This is a genomic window from Nonomuraea sp. NPDC049784 (genome assembly GCF_040659615.1).
Lineage (GTDB): Bacteria > Actinomycetota > Actinomycetes > Streptosporangiales > Streptosporangiaceae > Nonomuraea.
This window is the reverse complement of the sequence record NZ_JBFAMX010001264.1, coordinates 1-1200: the sequence shown is the minus strand read 5'-3', so window position 1 is coordinate 1200 and position 1200 is coordinate 1. Positions and strand designations below refer to the sequence as shown.

Sequence of the window (1200 nt, the reverse complement as noted above, 5' to 3'; positions counted from 1 at the left end):
TCGCCGGCCTCGTCGCGGGCACCCCCGCGCCGGCGGTGGCCGAGGCGCCGCAGGGCTGGGAACTGCAGGCCATGAAGGTGCCCGCCGCGCAGCGGCTCGGACAGGGCAAGGGGGTCACCGTCGCGGTCCTGGACACCGGGGTCATGAAGAACCATCCGGAATTCCGAGGACGGGTGACGAACGGCCCCGACTTCATCGGCGGGGGCGCCCGGCCGGGGCAGTCGTACTGGGGCGCGCACGGCACCGCCATGGCCTCCAGCGTGCTGCGCGTCGCCCCCCAGGCTCGGGTGCTCTCGGTACGGGTGATCTGGGATCACGAGGACCCGGCACGCAAGCGCGCGGAGGCCGCCGCCAAGTCCGGCCGCGTCGCCGCCGACAAGGAGAGCATCAAAGCAGGCACCGCGCTGGCCAAGGGCATCCGATATGCCGTCGACAAGGGCGCCCGGGTGATCTCCATGTCCCTCGGCACCGACGAGTGGGGCTTCGGCAGCGGCTACGAGGACCTCACGGCTGCGGCCGTCGACTACGCCCTCGGCAAGGGGGCCATCCTGCTGGCCAGCGCAGGCAACGGCGGATCCACCGACCCGCTGGAGGTCGACGCGAACAACGTCGTTTCCTACCCGGCCGCGTACCCGGGAGTGGTCGCGGTGGCGGCGATGGCGCCCAACGGCGTGCGGGCGGAGTTCTCCCAGGTGCACACGTACAACACGATCAGCGCACCCGGCGTGGACATCTACGCCGCCGACAACCGCGGCGGCTACCGGTCGGGGGACGGCACTTCTCCCGCCTGCGCGCTCGCGGCGGGCACCGCGGCACTGATGCTGTCCCGCAATCCCGACCTGACGCCCCGGCAGGTGCGCGACATCCTGGTGCGGACCGCCAGGAAGCCGCCGGCCGGCTACAACGTGTTTCTCGGCTTCGGGCTGATCGACGCGGCGGCGGCGGTGCGGGCGGCGGGCGCGGCCAAGGACGCCGAGATCACGGCCGCCCCGTACAAGGGGAAGCAGTACCTCGGTGGCGGACCGGTCGCCTCGCCGACCACCCACCCGCCGATCGACATGTCCTACGTGGCCGTGGGCGGCACGGCCGCCGGAGTGGGGCTCTTGTTCCTGCTGGGCGCGGTGCTGCTGCTGCGCCGGCCACGCGCGCGCCCCGCGCCCGGCCGCCCGACGGGCGGCGCCTGACGCGGCGAACGCCGTG

Annotated in this window: 1 protein-coding gene; it reads left to right on the top strand. The window is 73.8% G+C overall.

From position 1 onward, the window contains the following. Positions 1 to 1184 (top strand): S8 family serine peptidase (locus AB0J09_RS65275; RefSeq protein WP_360714597.1); only part of this gene is annotated, 1184 nt, incomplete at its 5' end. Positions 1185 to 1200 lie beyond the last annotated feature (16 nt).